At 48.3% G+C, this 24,644-nt stretch carries 24 protein-coding genes; 12 read left to right on the top strand and 12 right to left on the bottom strand.

The genetic code is table 11. The features are described from left to right. Positions 1-10 precede the first annotated feature (10 nt). The 12 genes from IEX60_RS02855 to IEX60_RS02800 form a co-directional block, all read right to left on the bottom strand. Positions 11-3,829 (bottom strand): SusC/RagA family TonB-linked outer membrane protein, encoded by a 3,819-nt coding sequence (locus IEX60_RS02855; RefSeq protein ID WP_229717378.1) that lies wholly within the window; start codon positions 3,827-3,829, stop codon positions 11-13. A gap of 214 nt (positions 3,830-4,043) precedes the next feature. Beyond that, complete coding sequence (locus IEX60_RS02850) at positions 4,044-5,057, bottom strand: FecR family protein (protein ID WP_188747148.1); 1,014 nt, start codon at positions 5,055-5,057, stop codon at positions 4,044-4,046. Positions 5,058-5,071: 14 nt separating this feature from the next. After that, complete coding sequence (locus tag IEX60_RS02845) at positions 5,072-5,698, bottom strand: RNA polymerase sigma factor (RefSeq protein ID WP_188747146.1); 627 nt, start codon at positions 5,696-5,698, stop codon at positions 5,072-5,074. A gap of 45 nt (positions 5,699-5,743) precedes the next feature. After that, on the bottom strand, positions 5,744-5,956 hold the full coding sequence (locus tag IEX60_RS02840; RefSeq protein ID WP_188747144.1) for a hypothetical protein: 213 nt from the start codon (positions 5,954-5,956) through the stop codon (positions 5,744-5,746). 73 nt (positions 5,957-6,029) lie between these two features. Then, a complete protein-coding gene (locus tag IEX60_RS02835; RefSeq protein WP_229717377.1) occupies positions 6,030-7,037 on the bottom strand; it encodes a 3-keto-disaccharide hydrolase in 1,008 nt (335 codons plus the stop codon). A 23-nt stretch (positions 7,038-7,060) separates the two neighbouring features. Then, positions 7,061-7,480 carry an EVE domain-containing protein gene (locus IEX60_RS02830; RefSeq protein ID WP_188747142.1) on the bottom strand — a complete coding sequence of 140 codons (420 nt, stop codon included), beginning with the start codon at positions 7,478-7,480 and terminating at the stop codon, positions 7,061-7,063. 30 nt (positions 7,481-7,510) lie between these two features. Further along, positions 7,511-7,861: a gliding motility protein GldC gene (gldC, locus tag IEX60_RS02825; RefSeq protein ID WP_188747140.1), complete on the bottom strand. Its 351-nt coding sequence runs from the start codon at positions 7,859-7,861 to the stop codon at positions 7,511-7,513. 118 nt (positions 7,862-7,979) lie between these two features. Continuing rightward, a complete protein-coding gene (locus IEX60_RS02820; RefSeq protein WP_188747138.1) occupies positions 7,980-8,228 on the bottom strand; it encodes a hypothetical protein in 249 nt (82 codons plus the stop codon). After that, a complete protein-coding gene (locus tag IEX60_RS02815; RefSeq protein WP_188747136.1) occupies positions 8,225-9,562 on the bottom strand; it encodes a DEAD/DEAH box helicase in 1,338 nt (445 codons plus the stop codon). Before IEX60_RS02815 ends, IEX60_RS02820 begins: the two co-directional genes overlap by 4 nt. Positions 9,563-9,604: 42 nt before the next feature. Next, positions 9,605-10,900: a flexirubin biosynthesis putative acyl-CoA ligase FlxY gene (gene flxY / locus IEX60_RS02810; RefSeq protein ID WP_188747134.1), complete on the bottom strand. Its 1,296-nt coding sequence runs from the start codon at positions 10,898-10,900 to the stop codon at positions 9,605-9,607. Further along, entirely contained in the window at positions 10,901-12,553 is a 1,653-nt protein-coding gene (locus IEX60_RS02805; RefSeq protein ID WP_229717376.1) for a C45 family autoproteolytic acyltransferase/hydrolase, read from the bottom strand. A gap of 6 nt (positions 12,554-12,559) precedes the next feature. After that, the gene (locus IEX60_RS02800; RefSeq protein WP_188747132.1) at positions 12,560-13,783 is read right to left on the bottom strand and encodes an NAD(P)/FAD-dependent oxidoreductase; all 1,224 of its coding nucleotides are present in this window, start codon (positions 13,781-13,783) and stop codon (positions 12,560-12,562) included. A gap of 391 nt (positions 13,784-14,174) precedes the next feature. Between IEX60_RS02800 and flxA the strand changes: the two genes are divergently transcribed. From flxA to darH, 12 genes are all read left to right on the top strand, one after another. Further along, positions 14,175-15,701: a flexirubin biosynthesis tyrosine ammonia-lyase FlxA gene (gene flxA, locus IEX60_RS02795; protein ID WP_188747129.1), complete on the top strand. Its 1,527-nt coding sequence runs from the start codon at positions 14,175-14,177 to the stop codon at positions 15,699-15,701. A 260-nt stretch (positions 15,702-15,961) separates the two neighbouring features. Next, positions 15,962-17,095, top strand: a complete 1,134-nt coding sequence (locus IEX60_RS02790; protein ID WP_188747127.1) for a WG repeat-containing protein — start codon at positions 15,962-15,964, stop codon at positions 17,093-17,095. Then, entirely contained in the window at positions 17,095-17,835 is a 741-nt protein-coding gene (gene flxB, locus IEX60_RS02785) for a flexirubin biosynthesis SDR family reductase FlxB (RefSeq protein WP_188747124.1), read from the top strand. The genes IEX60_RS02790 and flxB overlap by 1 nt, the downstream gene beginning before the upstream one ends. Continuing rightward, positions 17,836-19,053: a beta-ketoacyl-[acyl-carrier-protein] synthase family protein gene (locus tag IEX60_RS02780; protein ID WP_188747122.1), complete on the top strand. Its 1,218-nt coding sequence runs from the start codon at positions 17,836-17,838 to the stop codon at positions 19,051-19,053. Positions 19,054-19,069: 16 nt separating this feature from the next. Then, entirely contained in the window at positions 19,070-19,321 is a 252-nt protein-coding gene (locus tag IEX60_RS02775) for an acyl carrier protein (protein WP_188747121.1), read from the top strand. Positions 19,322-19,330: 9 nt separating this feature from the next. After that, the gene (locus IEX60_RS02770) at positions 19,331-20,197 is read left to right on the top strand and encodes a lysophospholipid acyltransferase family protein (protein ID WP_188747119.1); all 867 of its coding nucleotides are present in this window, start codon (positions 19,331-19,333) and stop codon (positions 20,195-20,197) included. Between the two features lie 53 nt (positions 20,198-20,250). Next, complete coding sequence (locus IEX60_RS02765; RefSeq protein ID WP_188747117.1) at positions 20,251-21,183, top strand: NADPH-dependent FMN reductase family protein; 933 nt, start codon at positions 20,251-20,253, stop codon at positions 21,181-21,183. Beyond that, complete coding sequence (gene darB, locus IEX60_RS02760) at positions 21,183-22,319, top strand: dialkylresorcinol biosynthesis protein DarB (RefSeq protein ID WP_188747115.1); 1,137 nt, start codon at positions 21,183-21,185, stop codon at positions 22,317-22,319. Before IEX60_RS02765 ends, darB begins: the two co-directional genes overlap by 1 nt. Before the next feature lie 4 nt (positions 22,320-22,323). Beyond that, positions 22,324-22,761: a hotdog family protein gene (locus IEX60_RS02755; protein ID WP_188747113.1), complete on the top strand. Its 438-nt coding sequence runs from the start codon at positions 22,324-22,326 to the stop codon at positions 22,759-22,761. After that, positions 22,754-23,218: an ApeP family dehydratase gene (locus tag IEX60_RS02750; protein ID WP_188747111.1), complete on the top strand. Its 465-nt coding sequence runs from the start codon at positions 22,754-22,756 to the stop codon at positions 23,216-23,218. Before IEX60_RS02755 ends, IEX60_RS02750 begins: the two co-directional genes overlap by 8 nt. A gap of 15 nt (positions 23,219-23,233) precedes the next feature. Continuing rightward, positions 23,234-23,635 carry a flexirubin biosynthesis protein DarG gene (gene DarG, locus IEX60_RS02745; RefSeq protein WP_188747109.1) on the top strand — a complete coding sequence of 134 codons (402 nt, stop codon included), beginning with the start codon at positions 23,234-23,236 and terminating at the stop codon, positions 23,633-23,635. Positions 23,636-23,643: 8 nt separating this feature from the next. After that, a complete protein-coding gene (darH, locus tag IEX60_RS02740) occupies positions 23,644-24,639 on the top strand; it encodes a BtrH-related acyltransferase DarH (RefSeq protein ID WP_188747107.1) in 996 nt (331 codons plus the stop codon). Positions 24,640-24,644 lie beyond the last annotated feature (5 nt).

Raw genomic sequence — 24,644 nt, 5'->3', positions numbered from 1 at the left:
TTCTTTTGTCTTAAAATTCCAAATTTATACCACCCGAAAACGTACGCATCGTGGGATAAGAGAATGCACCGACCTCCCATCCGCCGACCAACGATTGCCGGGGATCAATGCCGGAATGAGAAGTAACCATAAATAGATTATCTCCCGACGCAAAGATTCTCAGTCGGCCAATCTTGTACTTGCTCAACCAAGCTTCGGGGAATGTATATCCGATCGTTATATTTTTGAAACTCAAATACGAGGCGCTGAACATAGCCATATCCGTATACATCCAGCTGCCAATGGTCGATCCATTCCCATAGGTATTCCCATACATAACCATGGGAAATTTCGCCGATGTATTTTCCGGTGTCCAGGTATTACCTATCAATTCCGCAGAAATTGCGCTACCCGGATTCTCGCTGACATATAGGTTATTGGCGTATTCTGTACTTAAGAATTTGCCGCCCACTTGATAGGCTAGCGCACCGTATAAATCAAAATTTTTGTACCGCAGGGTGGTGCTGAAACCGCCGATCCAATTTGGCAATGCGCTTCCCATTTCATACCGGCTGGCGAGGGAGTAATCCGTTGTTGTAAAGCTTTCTCCTACGCTATAATTCGGATATAATCCGGCATTTGCCTCCGCTTCGGTAACCTGGTGATAAAATAACGGCAATCCCGTAGCTTGATCTACGCCTCCGTATTTGTACAGGTACATGTTAAAGTAGTCCTTGTTAATGCCTCTCAGGTAGGTGATGTTGCCCACGGAACCTGTACCGGCAGCCGTCCATCCGTCCACCCCGGAAGTCCAATTACCGTCCAACGCATCGGATCCAACTCCATCGGGGACTGCCTTCAGTATGGTTTTATAGTGTGTTCCGTTGGTTGAAACCGTCCAGTTCCAGTCGGCATTGCGGATGATATCCACGGAAAGGTCTATTTCAAAACCTCTATTGTTCAACTTGGCTGAATTCGTCGAGATCGAAGATTGTCCCTTCGAGAAAGCGATGGGTTGGCTCCAGATCGCATTTTCAGTGGTGCGGTCATAAAAATCGAACGATCCCCGTATACGCCCAAACAACCCGAAATCAATCCCTCCATCCAATGTATGGATATTTTCCCACGTCAGTTGGTCGTTCACGTAACCGTTTTGCGTCAACGTATAAGAAGCCGGAATTCCGGTTCCGCTGGTCGTCTCCGTGTAGGTAGCTCCGTATCCCCAGGTCTGATACCCGGAATAATTGGAAATCCCATTCTGGTTTCCGATCACGCCGTAGCTGGCTCTAAGCTTCAGGATATCCAGCCACCCTTTGGTGTCTTCCATAAAGCTTTCACCGTTCACACGCCATCCGGCACCAACCGACCAAAAGGTTCCCCAACGTTTGTCTTTTAATTTAAATTTAGATGATCCATCCCTTCTGATCGAAGCCTGTGCATAATATTTATCGTTATAAATGTAATTCACCCGGCCGAAATAACTTTCCATCCGCCGGATGTCCAACCCTCCTCCCGGATTGGAAAACGTGCCGCCGTTGTACCGACCAACAAAATTCACATAGCTTGGAAAGTTATCGATCAGCTCATAAGAAGAGTTGTAATTGAGCAGCTCGTAATTGAAAGAATCGTACTCATGCCCGAGCAATGCCTCAACGGAATGCAGCCCACTTACTTTATTGTAATTGAGCAATTGCTGGGTATTCATAATGGTTACCGTTGAAAAAACTTTTCCAAAAGCTCCTACCCCGGCAGCTTGTCCGGATTCACTGTTCCAATAACGGGTTCTCCGCTCGTTATATTTATCCAATGAGAAATTAACCGTAAACGTAAAGTCCTGCAGGAAATTGATCTGACCATAGGTCCGCGTATTCCAGTCGTCAGAAACCCGAATATCCATATCGTTATCCAGCACGGTCAGAATATTGGTAGTGGAAAGGGCCGAAGATGTTGGACCAAGCGGCGAATACGTATCTCCTGCCAATACATGCACTTTTTTCTCACCGTTTTCCATCACAATGTTACCGGCTTGATCACGTGCGTACAATTGCGTTAATTGGTTTTGTCCGTTGATAAACCGGAAGACGTTGGCAACCGCACTTCCCGGATTCCGGCCAAAACGTGTGGCCGGCGACTGGGTAGTCCGATTCGAGAAGCCAACATTTGTACCCACTTTTAGCCAATCAAATAATTGCGCATCCACATTAGCCCGCGCATTGTACCGTTCAAATGCAGATCCGCGGATATAAGATGGATCTTCCAGGTACCCCCCTGAGAAAAAGTAATTCACGCGATCCGAACCTCCGGAAGCAGACAAGTTATATTCCTGCCTCAATCTATTTTCAAGCAGGTACTTGTCGTAATTCTCGTTATAAAGCAATTTTGCATTCGGATTGATCTTCCCATCGGGGTTAACCAAATAGGCACCTGACATCGTAGCGCTCGCAGACGCACCAGAACCCTTGGGCGTATATACAGCCCCCGGTACGTCATACAGCATCCAGTTACCCAAATTATTCATCTGGAAATTGGAGGTTGACCCCACGTAGTCAAATAAATGGGCGCTCGCAAATTCCGCCGCGTCTTCATGGCTCATATTCGGGTTTTGGACATTGGTCGTGTATCCTTTGGAAATACCCGTTCCATCCACCCCATACCGTACCGAGTTATAGATGGATAGCCAGGCAAATTCATAAATATCCTTCGGATCGGATATTTTGTCGAACTGATAAGGCCCTACCTGATTCACACCTGTTTTTCCTTCAAAAGAAATCCTCGGCACACCTTTATTCCCTCGTTTTGTGGTGATCAACACCACCCCATTAGCCCCGCGTGAACCATACAGCGCGGTCGATGCTGCATCTTTCAGGATCGTGACATTTTCGATATCCTTCGGATTGATCGTAGACAGCGGATTATCATTTTGAGCGGGCACACCGTCAATAACGACCAATGCATTGGACGTATTTTGGCTTGCAGACCCCAAACCACGTACACGGATTCCCATATCCACACCCGGTTGACCGTCTACTGCCGAGACCTGAATGCCAGGCGCTGCGCCCTCCAATGCCCTACTTACCGTCGAATTGGATTGGTTGGTAAGTACCTTGGAATCCACCGTAGAAATCGAACCCGTCAAATCTCTTTTCTTGGTTGTACCATAAGCTACCACAACCACTTCATCTAAACCCGTATTTGTTTCTTCCAATTGGATAACAAGATCCGGATTCGCTGCTTCCTCACGTTCCTTGTAGCCGACGAAAGAAAACACCAAAACATCACTGGCTATAGCCGTAATGCGGTAAACACCACTTCCATCGGTAACCGCATGCAGACCGGTACGCTTATTTGTAACCGTCACGCCTTCCAGGGGTTGACCATCCACGGCAGAAACCACCTTACCGGTCACTGAGGTCTGCTCAATTACAATACTATGGGTCGGGGCTTTCGCCGATATTGACGAAAGCAGGGCCAGCATAGCCTGTGTTTCGGCACGTCTCTTCAATACTACGTACCCCCTATCCTTTTCTTCATATTGGATAGCCAGCGGTGAGAGTAGAGTTTCCAGTACGTCAGCCGCAGGCTGACGGTGCACATCGAGCGTTACATTTTCGGCTCCATCCAACAGATTGTTGGTATAAATGAAGCGGATATCCGTTTGCTGCTCGATCTGGCGAAGTACCTGTGTAATCGGTTTATTCGCAATAGTAAGGTCGATGGGTTGCTTCAATGATTGAGCATCAGCTGGATCGGCATATAAGAGCCCTCCACCTAACAGCAACGCGACCATATAAAAGAAAGTAATACGGATCATATGCCACAGTATGGCTTTTCCATACAATTGGATTTTCATATTTTTGTTTCGGTTTGATTGGGAATTAACAATTCCCAAGATAAAGTACTACATTTTATTAAACCACTGTCCGGGTTCTGGTGGCAGCCAGAATCTGGACTTTTTCAGGATATTTATTTACAACTTGGTTTCACTCCTTCTCATTCGTTTACCGTTTGGTTAGTAGTTAGTAACAGGCAAACATTTACCGTTTGGCAGGGGTGTATCCATCAGATCATAAGCAGCCTCCTCCTTTTAATGTTACCTTATTTTTTTCAATTTTATATTCAGCACCCAGTGCAGCAGCAACCAATTCAACCGAATATTCAAGCGGTTGATCGTTGAGGTTCGCACTGATCCGGCACGCATTATACCGCTCATTGTCAATTTCTATGGTTATACCGAATTTCGTGGAAATACGACGGGCGACCTCCTTAAAGGGAGTATCATTGAACCACATGTTATAAGCCGTTCCCTGTGTATATTCATTCTCTTGCGGCAATTCAAGCGTTTCTACGGGCGGTGCCTCCAGCCTAAGCCCTCTGCTTGTCTTCAATCGTTGATTTGGCATTAATACGACCTCCGCAGCGGCTTTTGCAGCATACACTTCACCTTCCGCTTTTTGTTGCTGCTTACGGACCGCTACTTTACCGGTAAGCACCACCACTTCCATATCTTTACGGTTAGCTGACTGCCGGATATTGAAACTGGTACCCAATACGGTTGCGACATAGTCACCCACCTGCACGCGGAAGGGATGCCCCGGGTTCTTTGAAACTTCAAACAGTGCTTCGCCAACTAGCACCACGTCACGTCTGACAAAATCCTTTTTGTAATGAAGCGAAGCACCGGGTTTCAACCAGATAATGGAGCCATCCGGCAATATTTCCTGCCTGACCTCTTCCGCTGCACGGACATCTACATGAGCAACCCAGGGCAAGTCAATAAATGCATTTTGATGGTTCCAGTAAAAAAGAAAGGCAACCAGCAATACAGCTGCTACCGCCGCATAACGCAACACGAACGGACGGCGATACAGGGGGAGCAAATCCGTATGTGCTATTCCGCCCACATGGGTAATCTGCTGGTAAAGGCGCGACTTCATAGCGGCCTCCCCTTCATCCGAATCGATTTTGAGCACCGTATCATCAAACGAATCGTACCACTGCTCAAATCGCGCGTACTCTTCGTCACTTATCGTACCGTCTTGCCATTTTTTGGCCAACCGATCGATTTCTTCTGGGGTCATTTCCTTGTCTTTTTCTATATAGCCAAGGAAGACGCATCGTACCCTACCTTTTTTGTAAAATTTTCTTTCTGCAAGATACGATACCAGCGATAATACCGTCCCATTCGTCTGCGGAGGACTTTTAAAGCTTTGGAGATATGCTTTTCAACCGCCTTTTCTGTGATACCAAGCTCCTTTGCAATTTGCTTGTTTGTGTAATCATCTTCACGGCTGAGGCGAAATACCAATTGACATTTCGGGGGAAGACTGTTCAGGCTGTGTTCCAGCTGTTGCTGAAGGTATTCTAAATCAAAACTTGCTTTGTGGGTGCAGGCAGCAGGCAGCAGGGACTTGAGTTCTTCGTGTAACACCTCTTCCCGTACACGCTTCGCGCGGCGGTTAATTACCTCAAACTTAACAGCTACGGCCAGGTAATTTTCGAAAGATACTTTTAGTTCAAAGGTCTCGTGCCGGCGCCAAAGATTCAGGAATATATCCTGTACTGCTTCTTCGGCCTCAGGAACATTATCCAGCCGCTTAGCCGCAACTACGAGTAATTTGTCCCAAAACCGGTCGTAGATAAGTTTAAACGCACCTGAATCCCCCGCTCGTAGCAACGAAGCCAACTGTTGATCGGTAAGGGTAACGTAGTCTCTCTCCACGACTACGAAAGTAAGGATATTTCTATGTTTTGGAGAATATAGTCACTATCTCCTGCGTGGAACCAGCAACAGAACCACGCCTGCCACTAAGACGATGCCCCCGACATAAGGCGGCCAGTTAACCTGTTTTTCTTTGTCTGCATTGATCTCAACCGACCCGATATCCACCACTTTCTCTTTGCTTGTAAACGAGAAACCAGTCCATACCAACATTACGATACCAACGATGACCAAAATAAGTCCGATTGTCTTTGCCATACTGTCTGTTTTGTAGTATTCAACAAAGGCAATCGGAAATTGTTTGGCTGGCTATCCGGTCTTATCCGATAGACTATTTCGCCGGTATCACAGTAATTTTCCGGAATTCTACTCCGGTATGGTCTCCCTGTATGTAAATCGGGCCCGGCTCTCCTTCATGGCTATCCAGTGCACCGCCTGTAATTCCCGGGATTTCCTGATTACTGATAATTGTTTTGCCATTGGCCACAACGGTAACCATGCGCCCCCGGAGGGTGATTTCGTATCGGTTCCACTCATTCGGACCCAACGTCGCCATTTCACTGGGCGACAAGAATCCATACACGCCTCCGAAATAATGCGACCCCGGATGCCTGTCTTTCGGGGAATCTTCTATCTGCACTTCATAGCGCCCCCGCAAATAAATGCCGGAATTGGCCCCTTCTTTATAACGGAATTCGGCTATCAGTTTAAAATCTTCAAACTGCTGCTCGCTGATCAGGTTAGCTCCGCTTTCTTTATTGATCAATATACCGTCTTCAACCACCCATTGGCTGTTATCGCCCGAAGTTTTCCACCCCGTTAAGTCCTTGCCATTGAACAGTTCGATCGGTTCGCCCCATGTCACTTCACCTGTTCTAACCAGATAAGGCGCTTTAACTCCGGTAAATTGGAAGACATTTCCTTTGTTCGTCGTGATTGTCCCATTTATCCCGTCTCCTTCCAGCTTCCCTTCCATGGTAAACAATCCGCCGCCTCCTTCCCATTGCGGTGGAATCTGGAAAGAAAACACACCGTCTTTGAGTGTAATGTGTGAGACGGGGCGGCTACTTCCCGCATCGGCCACGAAAGCACCTACCAGTACATCGAAGCCCGAAAGTTTGACTTCCAGCCAGGATGGCACTTGCTTGCCGTCTTTATCTACGGTGATATCCCAACGTCCGATCAATCCTTCCGCCTCTTCGGGCACGACCTGTGTGGCCGCATTATGGATCTCTTCTTCTTGTTTCTGCGTTGTGGTTCCGTTGTTGCACGACATCATGCCCATTGTCAATAGACACATCAAAGGGCCATATTTTGCATATTGTTTCAGCATATCCATGGGGATTAATTCTTACTAGGGCACTAATCTACAAAATTTCCACTACCCAACGCGACGATTCGATCGAATTCTTCCCGGGTAAGGGGCATGACCGATAACCTTCCCTGCCGCACCAATGCAATGTGCTGGAGCAACGGGTCTGCCTTTATAGTTTCCAGCGTAACCGGCTTCTTCAATGTCTCTACCGGGGCCAGGTCCACGACAACCCATCGCTCATCGTTCGTGGTTGGATCCTGGTAGTGCTCTTTCACGACCTTGGCAATCCCGACCACTTCCTTGCCCTCATTGCTATGATAAAACAATACCAAATCGCCTTTTTTCATGGATTGCAGGGTGTTCCGTGCCTGATAGTTACGTACACCATCCCAAAAGGTCTGTTTATCCTTGAGAAACTGCTCCCAACTGTATTTAAATGGCTCGGATTTTACTAAGAAGTGATTCATTCGATTTCAGATTTATAACTAATTTCCAAATCAATTCTGCTTTTGTGTTACCTCCATTTTTTCGGCAAAATGATCGCAGTAGTCCCGCAGGTCGCCAATCACCGCCTTCGCCATCTCATCGTCGCCCGAAGCCCGGATAAACGTATCGCCCAATGTCTGTAAGGTTTCATAGAAAAACCGCTTCATTTCATCCAACGGCATATCTTTCGTCCATAAATCGATACGTAACGAGTTTTTATAGTTGTGATCCCATAAGGCTAAAAACAATGCTTTTGCGGGAAGCGCTTCTTTATTTTCACCGTCCGTAGATTCCCAGGTAATCTTATCCGGTACATTGTTGTCGTCCAATTCGATCGTTAGTTTTATTTCTGCTTTCTTCATGTTTAGTTTTTTAAATTAGTCACGAATGACACAAATTTCACGGATTTTCACCAAAAAGTTCTTCAGCAAACATCCGCTTAATCCGTGTTATCCGTGTCCTATCTCGTTACCCCATCCGCTACCATACCCTCAGTATCCAGATCGCCAGCGCCACAAATACGACAAAAATCCCTTCAGCGATCCACACACGCTTCAGGCTACGCAGCATGAGGCGAAAAAACTGATCGGCCACAACCAGGACCAACAAAAGTAAGAAAATCCAGCCAATGGTGCCCATCCCAATTGTATCCACGATCATTTGCCATAGCAGCCAGGTCATTAACAAGGCCGACGCAATGTTCAAAGGAGTAATTCTTAGTCGCTTCATCGCTTCGTCCTGCGGGTATCCGGCTTGCCGGATGTACGGTTATGCTTTCTATCGTTACGCCCCTGCTTGTTCGTCTTCTGGTTAGCTCCTTTCTTTTCATGGAACGCACCTTTGAATTCCGGGTTATCTTTCCGTTTTTGCGCATCGATTTCGCGCGCAATGGCCTGCCGCTCTTCGAAATCCGTTTTTTCGACAAATACGCCATCGGGAATGTCCGCTACGGGAATCTGCTGCCGGATGAGTTTTTCGATTTTCCGGATGTAATACTCCTCCGCCGGATTACAGAAAGTAATGGCATCTCCTTTTTGGGATGCCCGGCCTGTGCGGCCGATCCGGTGTACATAATCCTCGATGACGATCGGCACATCGAAGTTGATCACGTGGCTCACATTACTGATGTCTAATCCGCGTGCCGCGACATCCGTTGCCACCAATATCCGGATCGTTCCTTCTTTAAACGCATTGATGGAATTGATCCGTGTATTCTGTCCCTTATTGGCGTGAATCACTCGCACATTTTCCGTACCGTACCGGCGTTCGAGGAAATGGAAAACGTTGTCTGCAACGGTTTTGGTTTTGCAGAACACAATAAGCCGGCTAAAAGTCTCATCGTCTTTCAGCAAGTACTGCAACAAGTTGATCTTGGTTTTCAGATTGGGTACGTAGTAGAGTGTCTGCGTAACCGTTTGGGCCGGCGTCGCCTGTTCGCTCACTTCCACCAACGTAGGAAAAGCCAGAAAATCGCCGGCAATCTTATGTACGAGTTCGCTCATCGTTGCCGAAAACAACAGGTTCTGCCGTTTGCGTGGAACCACCTCCAGTATGCGATGCAGTTTTCCGATGAACCCCATGTCCATCATCTTGTCTGCCTCATCCATCACCAGAACGTTCAAGGATTTGGTCACGATATGGCCGGCAAGGTAGAGGTCGAGAAATCGTCCCGGTGTGGCAACGAGGATATCCACCCCCTTTTCCAATTCTGAAATCTGGGTTTTGGGCCCTAATCCACCATACAATACGACGGTACGCAAGTCGGTATAGGTTGCAAACAAGCGGATGTTTTCATCAATCTGCATGGCGAGCTCGCGTGTGGGCGAAAGGATAAGTGCACGGGCATCCTTTCCCTGCGCATATTTCAGCTTCATCAGAATAGGTAGCACAAAGGCCGCGGTTTTGCCGGTACCCGTCTGCGCGATACCCATTACGTCCTGCCCGGCTAGTATCGGCGGAATAGCCTTCTGCTGGATCGGAGTAGGATTTGTGTAACCCGCTTCCTCAATCGCAGTAAGAATCTGCTTATTGAATTTGAAATCCGCAAAGGTTTGTCGCTCCATTCGGCAAAGATAAGAAAATCGATCATCGGCGAGCAGTCAGGTTTATTTCCGGTAATCAATAAGCGTCACGCTTTTCCGTGAGTTTTCAGGAAACTTAATCCGATTGATTTCCGGTATGGGAGCGAACAAAATCCGGGGACTTACCCGCAGCTTGGCCCGGAAACGATCTTTGATTTTTAGCAACAGTTCTTCGGAGGCACGGTTGGAACCGACCCGCACCGTGATTTCGTCTTCACCAAATTCGTCCGACGAAATTTCAACCACATAGTTCTCCACTTCTTCAAAATCGTTCAGTAAATCGAACAACACGGGTGGATAAAGTGTGGTTCCCTTATATTTGACCATTTGATTTTTGCGGCCGATTACGGGTCCGAGCCGCAGGGTGGTACGCCCGCAAGCACAGGGCTCATTGTGTGGCTGCACAATATCCCCGGTTTTGAAGCGCAGCAGCGGCATTCCTTCCACGCCCAGCGTCGTGACCACCAGCTCACCGGGCTGCCCTTCCGGTACGGGGTTACCCTCATCGTCCACAAATTCGGTGATAATCAATTCCGGATGGTGATGCCCACCGATCCCGTGTTCGCATTCCGTAAATGCCGTAGCCATTTCTGTGGATGCATACGTGGAAAACAACTGGATATCCCAATGCCGCCGGATGCGTTGCCCGAGCGCATTGAAGGAGAAATCGGGATTACGCAGCGGCTCCCCGATGCAGAGGGCTTTTTTGACGCTGCTTCTTTGATAATCAATGCCATTTGCCTCAGCAAATTCGATCATCTTAAGCAAAAACGACGGTACACAGACCAACGCGTCGGGCTGCACCCGGGCGATGGTATCCCATTGCAGTTCAGGCACACCGGATCCCACCCGCGCAATCCCGATGCCGGCTTTGCGCGCTCCGAGGAAATAGGCCAATCCTGCCATGAAACGCCGGTCGATGGTCGTAGTAAGCTGCAATGAATTTCCGCGTTGCAATCCCATGCACTGGTACGACAACGCTTCATTGTAAGCAAGCCGGTCCAAGTCCGCATCGGTCAATGCCAATAATACGGGATCACCGGAGGTACCCGATGTGGTCACGTAATCGGCGACCTGCCCGGCATCTACACAACGGAAGTCCCGATTATGGTCTTGCAGGTCTGCTTTGGTTGTCATCGGTATCCGCGTCAAATCTTCCAAAAACCGGATCAAACCGATATCAATATCCCGATGCTTAAACAGGTGCTGATAATACGGGGAACGGGCTTGAAGGTATGCCAGAAGCTGCTGCAGCTTCTCTTCCTGAAACCGCTTAATTGTATTTTTATCTGCTGTCTCGATCGCTGGTATAGCTGTCATTTATTTTCGCTCACACTGTTTGATTCGTTTCTCAATTAACCGACGGTCCGGCTCCGTTGTCACTTCTTTGCCAAGAGCCATCCGGAAATAACGCAGCGCTTCCTCATACCTCCCGTTTTTTTTGTAGTATTCGCCCACCAAAAAATATCCCTTCCAAAAATCCGGATTGCGTGCGATGAAGCCGGTCAGCACGGTATCGTCGATTTGTTCGCCGCTTTCCATAGCGGCCTCCAAGGTACGGGTTTGGTGCCGAAATCGTTCATAATTCTCAAATGTATCGGTATGAACAAAGGGATCTTCGGGAATACGAAGACGAGCTTCATCCACCGGCAAGGCGGTCGACAGGGTATCCATCCGTGAAAACACGGTTTTTAAATCGTACGCCACAAACATCCCCAACTGATAGGGATTTGCAGAAACCCAAAGCAGGCGGTCTTCGGGTTGAAAGATCACCGCATGATGCGCCAGGAGTTGGTTAATGGCTTTTTCATTTCCATACCCCAGGCGGACACCGTTGATCCCTTCCCGGTTGCGCAGCGCGGAAGCTGCCAACGCCGGAGTGAGCGGAGGTGCCGATGCGATCAGCTCGTTCATACGTTCGAACCGGTATGCGGAATGGCTCTCCTCCAACTGCTTCAGGTTTTTTTTGTCAGACAGATAAGGCTGGCTTTGAAAATGGTTGGCGCAGATCAGCAAATCCGCATTATTTTCCACCTCATAGACACCGAATTTCTTCGGCGATACTTCGATCAGCACGGCCTTCCGGTCGGCCGCACTACCCACCATAATCGATTCAGACACAAACACCTCTCGCTGCTGAGCAATATGGATAGCCTCATCGATGGTTGCCGCATATTGCAGGATTTCACGGGTAAGCAAGGATATTGGCGTTTTGGCTTTATAGGGTATATCGGATTTCCCGGCATTGATGGTTACGGTAAGCCCTTTCTCGTTCATGCCCGAAACAGCCCCTACCATACCCGCCCAGGTAACCATGGCGTGTTTGTATCCCTGATCGGGACGGATAAAGCTCACTATTTTCTCCTCGGAAAATGCATCGCCCACATAAAAATCGAAGTTACGGCCGATTAACAGTTTTCCATCGGCTGTATGCGCTCCCCAGGCAGCAAACGAAGTACAGCCCACGAGCGCCAGATCCCGCAATGCATGCCCGATATCGTGTGCACCGTGGAAATACAGCAGCCGTTGATAAGGCGGCGCCAGAAAGTTATATGCATCCGATGCAGATCGGGAAAGTCCGTATATCTCGGTTTGGTATTCTGCAGGCACGTAATGGGTTAACCGGCGATTGAAAAACTTCAGAAACCCGCGTAACAGCCACTGACGAAACCGCGAGGGTACCAATTCCCGTATCTGAGAAACAAACGCCGCTTCCTGCTGGTCAAGCAGTTCTTTGGTAAGCATTCCATTGGTCACCCCCCTTTCCAGCGGGTCACCGGAGACATACAATTCCCAAATACCCTGGTCATTTCTATGCAGTCTCCCATGTGGCATCGTATAAAAATCGGCGGATACCCTGGTACGCTCTCCTACCTGGCTCGTATCGTGTGCCGTTGACGGCAGTTGCCTGACACCGGCGCAAGCGGTGACCATCAGCGCTACCCAACAACCGATAACAACGGAAACCCTCACCTTCTTTTACGGCAATAGATGGGTCACCGCCTTTACCGCGCGGTCGTGCTTTTTCACAAATGGATTCTCCTTGTCCCACACATATCCCGCCAATACCGAACATACCTTGCGACGTACGTCCTCATTCACTTCCGGATGGAACATAAACTTTTGCAAATCACCTGAATACCAATCGCGTATATACGAACGGAATACACTGACTCCCCAAAGCATGTGTTCTTCGTACTCATGTTCCCAATCTACCACCTCGCCGGCCAGTTGTCTGATTGCCAATTTCGCAGACAGTGCGCCCGATTCGGAAGCAAAGCAAACTCCGGAAGAAAACACGGGATCCAGAAATTCGGCACTGTTCCCGGTAAGGGCATAGCCAGTGCCGTATAATTTTTTCACCGCTTTGGCATACGAGACAATTTTCTTGGGTTCAAACAGAAAATCCAGTCCGTCAAAGCGCTCCCGGTAATAATCCGACTGGCGGATGATCTGCCGGAATGTTTCCGTATTATCCCCCTGATCCAACGCTTCCAAGTGCTCCTTCGGACAAACCAATCCCAATGACGAACGGCCGTCGGAAAACGGAATCACCCAAAACCAAACTTTTTGGTCGAGTACATCAAACGTGATCAGGGTTCCTTCATCGCCCGAAGGACGACGCTTGTCATTGACATGTACAAATGTTGCCGCCATGGGCGGGAACGACGAAGGGGCATCCAAATCAAGCAAACGGGGTAAAACACGCCCATAGCCACTGCAATCGATCAGAAACCGCGCCTGTATTTCCCGGCGGTTCCCTGCCTCGTCAGACACCGTAGTCAACGAATCGGTTCCATTGAACACCACATTTTCCACGGTGGTACCGAAGGCAATATCTACACCCCGGCGCTGCAAAATATCGGTAAGGGTCTGATCAAATTCCGCCCGGGGCAACTGCCACGTCCAATCCCATCCCGGTGAAAATTTCTGGCTGAAGTCAAACCAGCAAACTTCGCTTCCGCGAAGAAAGCGGGCTCCAAATTTTTTTTCGAATCCCTTCGCTTCCACTTCCTCGACAAAACCAGCCTCATCAAAATGATCCATGCATCGGGGGATTAAGCTTTCCCCGATCACGAAACGTGGAAAATGCGTCCGTTCGACAACCTTAACCTTCACTCCTTTCTGATGCAAAAGGGAAGCCGCCACGGCCCCGGATGGCCCGGCTCCGATTATTAAAACATCAACGTGCTCTGAAATCATTATTGTAAATTGGGATATGGATGTGCCAAACTTAGGCAAAGTTACCTATAAAAACAAGGTGTGCCTACCTTACCTTATCTTAGCCTTATACCAAAACCACTTATAACACTTGGATCCATTGCTAATTATCCTGATTTTACTTTTAGTTTATTCGGTTAACTACCGAATAAACTCCGAACGAAACCCGAATGAAATCCCCTTTAACTCCGAGTAATCAGTGGGTTTTGTATAAGGAATTTCTAACTTAACCCATTACTTTAATCCGATCCCATGACCGCAATTGTAATGGACGCCGGTTAATTTTTGGGTAAATCCAGATTCTTTGTCAGTTGGATATCAACGTCAATTTACCTAAGTTTGCATCCGCTTATTTTTATGCGTTGCTAAATACATGATAGAACTGACGAATCCGATCACGTTGGCAGATTTTTACAGCGTGCTGTTTGAAGGCCAAAAAGTTGTTTTGCCTCAGCATGTTTCGGATAAAGTGAACCAAAGTCACACCTTTCTAAAACAATTTGCCAAAGATAAGATTATTTACGGTGTCAATACGGGATTCGGCCCAATGGCCCAATACCGGATCAACGAAGGTGATCAAATCCAACTGCAATACAACCTGATCCGAAGCCATGCAGCCGGGATGGGCGACATTTTGGACCCCATCTATGCAAAATCTGCATTATTAGCCCGTTTACATACGTTGTCGCTAGGTTACTCAGGTGTACACCCCAGCGTGGTAGAGTTGATGAAAGAGTTATTAAACCGCGATATTTTCCCCGTGATCTACCAACATGGGGGCGTAGGAGCAAGCGGCGATCTGGTACAACTGGCGCACCTGGCACTGAACATGATCGGCGAGGGAAACGTGATCTATCAGGGAAAGCAGACACCCGCAGCAATGGCACTGGCCAACGAGGGGCTACAGCCCATGCAGGTGCATATACGCGAGGGACTAGCGCTCATCAACGGCACTTCGGTTATGACGGGTATCGGCATCGTCAATGCTATCTATGGCAGAAGGTTACTGAACTGGTCCATCGCCTGTTCGGCATTGATGAATGAATTGGTACGCGCCTACGATGACCATCTTTCCGAAACGTTGAATGGTGTAAAAAAACACCAAGGGCAGCAACAAGTGGCTGCACGCATGCGGGAAATCATTGCCGACAGCCAACTGATCCGCAAACGCGACGAACACCTGTACAGCCGAAAAGTTGAAGAAAGCATCTTTAAGGATAAATTGCAGGAATATTATTCCATCCGCTGCGTGCCGCAAATACTGGGTCCTATATGGGATGCATTGCAACATTGCACCCATACGCTCATCGAAGAGGTCAACTCGGCAAATGACAATCCCATCATCGATGTGGCTTCAGAAACGGTATATCATGGCGGCAATTTCCACGGTGACTACGTTGCCTTTGAAATGGACAAACTCCGCATTGCCATCACGAAGTTAACCCTGTTGATGGAGCGGCAACTGAATTACCTCCTCAATTCATCACTGAATGAAATATTGCCTTCATTTGTCAACCTGGGAAAACTGGGGCTGAATTTTGGCATGCAGGGCGCCCAGTTTACGGCTACATCTACCACCGCAGAAAACCAAACCCTGGCTACGCCGATTTATACGCACAGCATCCCGAACAACAAAGACAACCAGGATATCGTCAGCATGGGGACCAATTCAGCCTGGCTTACCAAAAAGGTAATCGACAACGCATATGAGGTGCTGGCTATCCAACTGCTTACGCTTATACAGGCTGTGGAAGCACTGGCATGCGAGTCCCTTCTTTCGTCAAAAAGTAAAAAAGTTTATACAGATATCCGGTCGATTGTTCCTATCTTTAAAGAGGATATGGTACTATCACCCTATTTAACCGCCCTTAAGGATCATGTAAAAACACATGAAACCTGACAGGTCAGCGCCTGACTCAAAAGGCGATGAAACCCGCTCGCCTACGGCTTTACGGGTTTCATCACCGCTAATGGCAAACGTGTTGATGAAAATGTAGGTTCCATGAGGCCATTAAGAACAAACTTAGCGTAGCGATCTCATTGATGCCGTTAAGAAACTAATATGATATCAATAATTGCAAAGCATTCATGAATACCATGAAAGCAAACAAGTAATGAATGATTATTTCGAATGAATTGATTCACTAAAAATCTAAAGCTATGAAAGTATTCCTTAGCTGTTTGTTGGGACTAGCAGTTTCACTTACGCAGGCTCAAGAATTGGCTCTCGTCAAGAAAGATAAAAAAATCGGTTACCTCAATACCCAAGGGAAACTGGTCATTGCCCCAGCCTATGAAAAAGCAGGATCGTTTTCCAATGGTCTGGCTCCGGTATTCATCGATGGGAAGTGGGGTTACATCAATCCCTCGGGAGACATTGTCATCGAGCCCCAATTTGACAACGCCAAAGCATTCAACAGTGGAATAGCTGTCGTAGCTAAAGAGAAGAAGTGGCTATATATCGACAAAAGTGGTCAACCGGTAGAATTGCCTCATTCGGATAAGCTGTATGACTTTGACAGCAATGGACTGGCTTTTTTACGGGAGAGCGATCTGATAGGCCTGATGGATACCAAAGGAAATGTGGTATTAAAACCTCTCTATACGGAAATTAAACCCTTTGAGCATGGATTTGCCAAGGTAAAGCAGGGTAATAAATGGGGAGTCATCTCCACCACGGGAAAGACTGTGATTACACCCGAATACGATGAGATCGACATCTCGGGTAACGGGGTGTTTGTAGCCCGCAAAGGCACGGCATTCGGCATTATCACTGCGGACGACACGTTCAAACACGTGAAGGATGCCACCAAAATATGGCCGTTTTTGGAAGGCGAAACCCTAACATATGCGCGGAAAGATGACAAACTGGGTTTCATCAATACGCAGGGAGAATGGGCTATCGAACCTCAGTTTGAAAAAGCAAGAGCGTTTCGCAATGGCTTGGCACCGGTATACCTCGACAAGAAGTGGGGGTATGTCAATGCACAGGGCGAACTGGCGATTCAACCTGAATATCCCGACGCGGAGGTGTTCAGTTCAGATGGTTTGGCCCCTGTGAAAGTGGGCAAGGAATGGGGGTTCATCGACAAATCCGGTGAATTGGTCATCCCGGCCGAATACGGCATCTCTGTTGCACTCATCGGTTTCCTAACCAGCGGTGAAGACAAGGGATTCATCAACGGTTTAGCCCGGGTGAAGCACAAGGGAAAATGGGGATTTATCGACACCAAGGGCCAGGTACTCGGCAATGAGTGGTTTGACAATGCGGAGCCTTTCGAAAAAGCGAATTGATGGAACGCAGAAACTATGCATTGGTAACCGGAGGTTCGCGGGGTATCGGGAGAGCCATTTGTATCGCATTGGCCCACGACCTGAACTATCCGGTATTAATTAACTACCAGTCAAACGCCAAAGCTGCGGAGGAAACAAGGGAACTCATTGCCGCAAATGGAGGTGAAGCCGAAATAATACGCTTTGATGTGAGTAACCAAGTGGAAACCCATGAGCAACTTGCCCATTGGAAAAGCCAACATCCCGATGACCTGATTGAAGTGATTGTTAACAACGCTGGCATTACACGCGATGGGCTTTTTATGTGGATGGAGAACGACGATTGGAACCAAGTGGTGCAGACCAGCCTGAACGGATTTTATAACGTCACCAAATTTCTGATCCAGGACCTGCTCCGCCATCGCTATGGGCGCATTATCAATGTCGCCTCGGTATCGGGTGCCAAGGGCACAGCCGGACAGACGAATTACTCGGCGGCCAAAGCGGGCCTTATCGGCGCTACCAAGGCACTTGCACAGGAAGTGGCCAAACGCAACATCACTGTCAACGCCGTGGCTCCGGGTTTCATTGAAACGGACATGACCAGCGCATTGGATGAAAAAGAACTAAAAAAATTAATACCTTTAAATCGTTTTGGGAAAGCCGAGGAAGTTGCGGATTTGGTAAGCTTTCTTGCGTCCAGGAAAGCTTCGTACATTACGGGAGAAATAATCCACATCAACGGCGGAATTTATTCTTGAATGGATCGGCGTGTAGTTATTACGGGAATGGGTATTTATTCATCACTGGGCAAGAACCTGGCCGAAGTGAAGGAATCGCTCTATTTGGGCCGTTCAGGCATTGTTTTCTCACCCGAGCGGAAAGAATTCGGATACCGGTCGGCACTTACCGGTTTCGTTGAAAAACCGGATCTGGCCAAAGTGCTCTCCCGCAGGCAACGCATCAGCATGGGGGAGGAAAGTGAATATGCCTATGTGGCCACCCGTGAGGCACTTCAAAACGCCAATATTGACGAGACATTATTTGACAAACAGATCATTGGCCTGGTATACGGCAACGACAGTGTATCCCAAGCGGTAATGGAATCCATCGATATCGTACGGCAAAAGAGAGACACCACGTTGGTGGGTTCAGGTGCCATCTTTAAGTCGATGAACTCGTCGGTTACGATGAACCTTTCCACCATCTATCGCGTGCGCGGCATCAACATGACCATCAGTGCAGCATGCGCCAGCGGCTCACACGCCATTGGCCTCGCCTATCTGTTTATCAAACAGGGATTACAGGATTGTATCATCTGCGGCGGTGCACAGGAAACCAACAAGTACGCCATGGCCAGTTTTGACGGCCTGGGGGTATTTTCGGACCGCGAAGACGAGCCTACCAAGGCGTCGCGCCCTTTTGATAAAAGCCGCAATGGACTGGTACCGGGCCGAGGAGCCGCCACCCTGGTGCTTGAAGAATACGAATCGGCGGTGCGGCGGGGTGCACCTATCCTGGCGGAAGTATTGAGCTATGGATTTTCGTCGAATGGCGACCACATCTCTACGCCCAATGTGGAAGGACCTATACAGGCGATGGAAATGGCCTTGCGGCAAGCAGGCCTCGCCCCGGATGACATTGAATACATCAACGCCCATGCTACCTCCACCCCCATGGGCGATGCCAACGAAGCCCGTGCCTTAACCCAATTATTCGGCTCTGCCCCTTTTGTCAGCTCTACCAAGTCAATGACTGGGCATGAATGCTGGATGGCGGGAACCAGCGAAGTGGTTTACTCACTGATTATGGCCCAGCATGGATTCATTGCTCCCAATATCAATCTGGAAGAAGTGGACGAAACTGCCAGGAATCTGAGTTTGGTAAAAAATACGATAAACCAAAATTTTAATGTATTTTTGTCGAATTCTTTTGGATTCGGCGGGACAAACTCCGCTTTAATTGTAAAAAAACTGTAATAGCGCAGCATTAGCCATGAGCAGGGACGAGATCATTGATATCACCAATACGTTTTTAACGGAGGAATTTGAGGTGGAGTCGGAAGTTATCCAGCCGGAAGCGAACTTAAAGGATTCGCTCGATCTGGATAGTTTGGACTATGTGGATTTGGTTGTCATTATCGAATCGAATTTTGGCATTAAGCTGGAAAGCAAGGATTTTACCAACGTCCAAACATTCAACGACCTCTATGATTTGATCGGCAGTAAACTGCATGCCATCGCCTAATCAAGACCAATGGCTGAATGGGAAGGAAAGTCGAAGGGAACGGTTTCCGGTTACCGAATATTCATTTTCCTGATTAAGCACGCAGGAATAAATGTTGCCTATTTACTGCTCGTATTTGTTTCTTTTTACTACGTAATCTTTTCGCCTCGGCAAACCCGGGCTATCTATCGGTATTTCCGTCATCACCGCCATAACCCGGTGATCCAAAGCCTCATAAATACCTACCGTAACTACTTCGTATTCGGGCAAACCATCATTGACAAGGTTGCAATTACCGCAGGACTGGAACACAAATACACCTATGAATTTGACGGTATCGATCACATCCGGCAACTGGCTAAAGATAACAGTGCCGGTATCCTCATCAGCGCCCATGTGGGGAATTTCGAGGTATCCCAATATTTTATGGGCGAATTTGACAAACAGATCCATCTGGTGACGACCGACGAGGAACAGCGGGCCATCAAATCGTACCTTTCCAGCATCATGGCTACCCCCAAAACGGGTTTTATCGTGGTTAAGGATGATCTGTCGCATGTTTTTGCCATCAATCAGGTCATTGAAAAAAAGGAAATCATCTGTTTCACAGGCGACCGTTTCGTGGATGGAAGCAAAACATTGACCGCGGAACTTCTGGGTCAGCCGGCGCGTTTTCCAGCGGGCCCCTTTCTGATCAGCTCAAGGCTCAGCACTCCCGTACTTTTTGTTTACGTGATGCGCGAACGGAATAGGCACTATCACTTGTACGCGCGCAAGGCGGTGTTCAACCACCGCGATGCACAGGCCCTGCTGCAAGCCTTTACGCAAAGCATCGAACAAATTTTAGCAAAATATCCTTTGCAATGGTTTAATTATTACGATTTTTGGAAAGCCTAAAGAAGATGAAATAGGTACGAAGTACGAGGTAACTTGTCGACCTTTACGTGAAAATGAAAAAAGTCTTAGTCGTATACTACACCCAAACGGGGCAGCAAAAGGAAATCCTGGATAATTTGTTGGCGCCGCTGGCGGAAGATCCGGGAGTGGAGCTTTCCTTCCATCGAATACGGCCGGTTGCCGATTATCCTTTCCCTTGGGGTAGTTTTTCTTTTTTCGATGCATTTCCGGAATCGTTCCTGCAAATTCCCTGCGCACTGGAGCCCATTGACCAACAGATTCTCCAGGAAGATTACGATCTCATCGTCCTGGGGTATCAGGTATGGTACCTCTCGCCTTCCATTCCGTTTAACTCGTTTTTGAAAAGCGATGAAGCCAAGGTGTTGCTAAGTGGCAAACCGGTGGTTACGGTTATTAACTGCCGTAACATGTGGGTAATGGCGCAGGAAAAAGTTAAGAAAGCGTTGTATGAACTCCATGCCAACCACGTAGGGAACGTTGCACTGGTAGACCGACATCTCAACCACATCAGTGTGATCACCATCGTCCATTGGATGATGAAAGGCCGGAAAGATTCTTATTTAGGGCTATTTCCCAAGCCGGGGGTTTCGGAGAGAGACATCCATGAATCCCGGAAATTCGGCACCTCACTGTTACCGCACCTCCGAAGCGGCGATTACACCACGTTGCAATCCGAGTGGGTGGAACAGGAGGCCGTCCGGATCAAACCGGTACTGGTTTTTACCGACAAACGGGCCAATTCGATGTTCGCCAAGTGGGCAAAACTCATCCGCAGCAAAGGCCTTCCCCAAGCTGAATCACGCAAACCTTGGCTCAAAGCCTTCAACTATTATCTGCTTTTTGCCATATGGGTGCTTGCTCCGATCGTGACTTTATTATTTTTAATACTACATTTGCCCTTCCTTTCCCTCGTTAGGAAGGAGACAAAATACTATCAGTCGGTTCAATTTAAAAAGCCCAGGTAATGCCAAAGGTATACATTAATGCGATAGCGAAGTTCTTACCAAATGACCCCGTTTCCAATGACCGTATGGAGCAGGTACTGGGTTTGGTAAACGGCCTTCCATCCCGGGCGCGTTCCATCGTACTGCGCAACAACCGGATTACATCGCGTTATTATGCCATTGGAACAGATGGGCAACCTACGCACAACAATGCGGAACTTACCTTGCAGGCGATCAACCAATTGATGGAACAAACCGGCGTGGATAAAAAGGAAATCGATATGCTCTCATGCGGCACCTCCACTCCCGATCAATTGCTGCCCTCGCATGCGAGTATGGTACACGGATTGTGGAAAAACAAACCGATGGAACTTAACTCCGCTTCGGGCATCTGTACATCGGGCATCAATGCGCTTAAATACGCGTATATGGCCCTCGCTACCGGAGGTGCTAAACAAGCGGTCTGCACCGGATCCGAGCGGGTTTCTTCCTGGTTGCGCGCTGATAAGTTTATCAACGAATCGGAACGGCTTGTCGCGCTTGAACAGAATCCCATCATCGCTTTTGAAAAGGACTTCCTCCGTTGGATGTTGTCTGACGGCGCCGCGGCTATGCTGCTGGGCGACCAGCCCCTTTCACGAGGAAACTCGCTGGCCATTCACTGGATCGACGGCATCTCCTATGCCAACGAACTGGAGACCTGCATGTACGCAGGCGCTACCAAGATCGATGGGAAACTGTTACCCTGGAGCGACGCTTCCCCGGATGAATGGCTTTCCTCTTCCATCTTTGCGATCAAACAGGACATTAAGCTACTTGAAGCGCAGATCATTCCCAAGGGCGTACAAAGCATACAAGAAGTGTTGCACCGACGCCGGGTGGATGTGCGCGATATCGACTATTTTCTTCCGCACATCTCGTCTTATTTTTTCAAAGACCGTTTATCGGAAGCTTTTGTCAAAGCTGGCGTCGATATACCCGAAGAAAAGTGGTTCATCAACCTGCATAAAATCGGTAATGTGGGGTCGGCATCCAGTTACATTCAATTGGAAGAACTTTTCAACACGAAAACACTTCGACGTGGAGAAAAAATACTGCTGTCTGTACCGGAAAGCGGAAGATTTTCTTATGTTTACGCACTGTTGGAAGTAACCTAATGATATGAGCCTGGTTTCATCACAAGAGGCAATCGGTAAATTGATCCCGCAACAACCTCCATTCGTATTGGTTGATACGCTCATCGAATACGCAGATGACCACCTGGTTTCCGGTTTTAAAATACCCAAAGAACATGTATTGGTAAACCGCGACGGTTTTTTGACGGAGGCTGGAGTTATTGAACATTTTGCCCAAACCATCGCCCTGCACCAGGGATATGACTATTTTTTGCGGGGGGAAGATCCTCCTGTTGGCTATATCGGATCCATTAAGGATTTTGAAATCATCAGGTTGCCCCGTGCCGGTGACGAGCTTCGTACCAGCCTTCTAATCCTGCAGCGCCTGTTTGGTGTGACGCTGGTACGTGGGGAAGTCAAGTTGCACGAACAGATTATCGCCACCGGAGAAATGCGAACCGTTATAGCCAAAGACCTTGAATAAGCACACCTCATTCCCGGATATTGAAGAACTCATCCCCCATCGGCCACCCATGGTTATGGTTGATCGCGTGGTGACGGTAGACGGCTTCAAAACGGAGACCTGCTTCGGGGTGCGCCCCGACTGCGTATTTGTACAGGATGGAGCGCTGTCTGAGATGGGAATGCTGGAAAACCTTGCTCAGACCAGCTTCATCTTCCTGAATTATTTTTTCATTCGGCCAAATGAAGTACTGTGGGATAAAGAAAAAGACAACCTGGGTGTTATCAGCACCATTCTTGAGCTGGAAGTTCAAAAACTGCCCAAAGTAGGCGACCAATTACTGACCTGCACGCACACCGAACTTGTTTTTACCTCAGATTTTTTGAAAATTTGCAACATTCAGGGCCGGGTTTCGGTGAATGGGGAGACGGCCTTGCTAGCATCCATGAAAATGTTGCTGCAAACCAAGGATCAGTGAGATAATTATTTTCGAGTGAAAAAAGACGAAGTGCCTCAAGACGAAGGGAGCCTGGCTAAGAAAAATGTCCATGAGCTCTGCTATGCCGTTGATGAAAACGGCCGCTATACAACAGTCCCCAGCCGTGGCTGGGAAGTCAAGACATTGGCCCTCAACGAATCGCTTGAACTGATTGAGGAGCGAATCGCTGCTACAAAAACTGCGGTCATCGCCGGACAACTGAGTCCAATCGCCTATTTCATGGAACTCAATCGGATGGACATTCCGCTGTTGGCCAGCTATGTAGGGATACATCGCTGGTTCGTCAAACGGCATCTTCATCCAACACGCTTCCGGAAATTGAAGGAAAAGACGCTCCGAAAATATGCCGATGTATTCGGTATCACCGTTGAACAGTTAACATCCGGTCTCTGCTAATACGACACATGGATATCCATTTTGAACACCGTCAATCTGCCCATTGTGAAAATGGAGTCATTTCGAATTTATTGAACCACCGCGGCGTCCACATCTCCGAGCCGATGGCTTTTGGGATCGGCAGCGGTCTATTCTTCGTCTACCTTCCCTTCATAAAGGTCAATTTTGCTCCGGGTTTCAGCTACCGGCCAATGCCCGGAAATATTTTCAAGAAATTGGCTAAACGACTCGGGATCGGTGTCAAACACCAACGCTTTTCATCTCCCGAAAAGGCAAAAGCTGTACTGGATGAGAAATTGGCGCAGGGCATTCCGGTGGGTTTGCAAGTAGGCGTCTATCATCTTACCTATTTCCCGGATGAATACCGTTTCCATTTCAATGCCCACAACCTGGTTGTGTACGGCAAAGAAGCCGGAGAATACCTCATCAGCGACCCGGTGATGGACTATACCACCCGGTTGACGGAAGACGAACTGCAACGCGTGCGTTTTGCCAAGGGGGCACTTCCTCCCAAAGGGCACCTCTATTACCTGGAACGGCTACCCACCAGTTTCGATCTGGAGAAGGCTATTAAAAAGGGAATCCGTCAGACCTGTAACGACATGCTGGCTCCTGTTCCCATTATCGGTGTTCAGGCAATGAAATGGGTAGCTAAAAACATCCGCAAATGGCCCGCATCCATCGGGATTAAAAAGACCAACCATTACCTGGGCCAGCTCGTGCGTATGCAGGAGGAAATCGGTACGGGAGGCGGTGGGTTCCGCTTTATTTACGCCGCTTTCCTTCAGGAGGCGGGTACGTTACTTAATAATCCAGCACTGATCCAGCGGTCTGAGGAGATGACTTCCATTGGCGATGCATGGCGTGATTTCGCGCTGGACATCTCACGCATTTACAAAAACCGCAAATCCGGCAGCGACGTCTATGAAAAGCTCTCCGACCAATTGCTGAGCCTTGCCGAACGGGAAAAGCAGTTCTTTACGAGATTGAAAAAGGATGTTTAGCGGCT

This window comes from Parapedobacter defluvii (assembly GCF_014642075.1).
In the GTDB taxonomy this organism is placed as follows: Bacteria; Bacteroidota; Bacteroidia; order Sphingobacteriales; family Sphingobacteriaceae; genus Parapedobacter; species Parapedobacter defluvii.
Note: the sequence above shows the minus strand (reverse complement) of the source record. Positions and strands in the feature narration are given on the sequence as shown.

Excerpts from the sequence above, each read along its gene's own strand:
- IEX60_RS02850 (WP_188747148.1), bottom strand. The coding sequence starts at position 5,057 with ATGACCCCAGAAGAAATCGATCGGTTGGCCAAAAAATGGCAAGACGGT.
- IEX60_RS02835 (WP_229717377.1), bottom strand. The coding sequence starts at position 7,037 with ATGGATATGCTGAAACAATATGCAAAATATGGCCCTTTGATGTGTCTA.
- darH (WP_188747107.1), top strand. The coding sequence starts at position 23,644 with ATGGATATCCATTTTGAACACCGTCAATCTGCCCATTGTGAAAATGGA.
- IEX60_RS02855 (WP_229717378.1), bottom strand. The coding sequence starts at position 3,829 with ATGAAAATCCAATTGTATGGAAAAGCCATACTGTGGCATATGATCCGT.
- IEX60_RS02815 (WP_188747136.1), bottom strand. The coding sequence starts at position 9,562 with ATGGAGCGACAAACCTTTGCGGATTTCAAATTCAATAAGCAGATTCTT.
- darB (WP_188747115.1), top strand. The coding sequence starts at position 21,183 with ATGCCAAAGGTATACATTAATGCGATAGCGAAGTTCTTACCAAATGAC.
- flxA (WP_188747129.1), top strand. The coding sequence starts at position 14,175 with ATGATAGAACTGACGAATCCGATCACGTTGGCAGATTTTTACAGCGTG.
- IEX60_RS02775 (WP_188747121.1), top strand. The coding sequence starts at position 19,070 with ATGAGCAGGGACGAGATCATTGATATCACCAATACGTTTTTAACGGAG.
- IEX60_RS02755 (WP_188747113.1), top strand. The coding sequence starts at position 22,324 with ATGAGCCTGGTTTCATCACAAGAGGCAATCGGTAAATTGATCCCGCAA.
- IEX60_RS02820 (WP_188747138.1), bottom strand. The coding sequence starts at position 8,228 with ATGAAGCGACTAAGAATTACTCCTTTGAACATTGCGTCGGCCTTGTTA.
- flxY (WP_188747134.1), bottom strand. The coding sequence starts at position 10,900 with ATGACAGCTATACCAGCGATCGAGACAGCAGATAAAAATACAATTAAG.
- IEX60_RS02830 (WP_188747142.1), bottom strand. The coding sequence starts at position 7,480 with ATGAATCACTTCTTAGTAAAATCCGAGCCATTTAAATACAGTTGGGAG.
- IEX60_RS02840 (WP_188747144.1), bottom strand. The coding sequence starts at position 5,956 with ATGGCAAAGACAATCGGACTTATTTTGGTCATCGTTGGTATCGTAATG.
- IEX60_RS02800 (WP_188747132.1), bottom strand. The coding sequence starts at position 13,783 with ATGATTTCAGAGCACGTTGATGTTTTAATAATCGGAGCCGGGCCATCC.
- IEX60_RS02780 (WP_188747122.1), top strand. The coding sequence starts at position 17,836 with ATGGATCGGCGTGTAGTTATTACGGGAATGGGTATTTATTCATCACTG.
- IEX60_RS02765 (WP_188747117.1), top strand. The coding sequence starts at position 20,251 with ATGAAAAAAGTCTTAGTCGTATACTACACCCAAACGGGGCAGCAAAAG.
- gldC (WP_188747140.1), bottom strand. The coding sequence starts at position 7,861 with ATGAAGAAAGCAGAAATAAAACTAACGATCGAATTGGACGACAACAAT.
- IEX60_RS02770 (WP_188747119.1), top strand. The coding sequence starts at position 19,331 with ATGGCTGAATGGGAAGGAAAGTCGAAGGGAACGGTTTCCGGTTACCGA.
- flxB (WP_188747124.1), top strand. The coding sequence starts at position 17,095 with ATGGAACGCAGAAACTATGCATTGGTAACCGGAGGTTCGCGGGGTATC.
- IEX60_RS02790 (WP_188747127.1), top strand. The coding sequence starts at position 15,962 with ATGAAAGTATTCCTTAGCTGTTTGTTGGGACTAGCAGTTTCACTTACG.